Here is a 266-nt window from a genome sequence, read left to right as displayed (position 1 = left end):
CTAGAATTGCTGCTCTCACCTCGAAACTGCTCCTGATGCTTACAATCCGCCCACTCACCAGTGAGTCGCACAGCGATTGCGCGAACGTGTTGCGCATCTTTCTGGAGGCACCTTCGTACAGTGAACTCGTCGAAGGTCGGCCGCCCTCCGAGGAAGATGTTGACGATTTCTTCAATGGCAAGCCAACCAGTAAGGATACGACGGACAAATTAGTCTTCGGATTTTACGTTGGGCCAGACATGGTCGGCTGTGCTGACGTGATTCGC

At 53.4% G+C, this 266-nt stretch carries 1 protein-coding gene; it reads left to right on the top strand.

Annotated features, from left to right (window positions below):
- The coding region (locus SB679_RS24660; RefSeq protein WP_410704918.1) for a hypothetical protein at positions 1-266 on the top strand (266 nt) is incomplete at both ends.

Source organism: Chryseobacterium sp. SIMBA_029 (genome assembly GCF_046535275.1).
Taxonomy (GTDB): Bacteria; Bacteroidota; Bacteroidia; order Flavobacteriales; family Weeksellaceae; genus Chryseobacterium.
The sequence above is the reverse complement of the archived record's forward strand: the minus strand, read 5'-3'. Positions and strand labels throughout refer to the sequence as shown.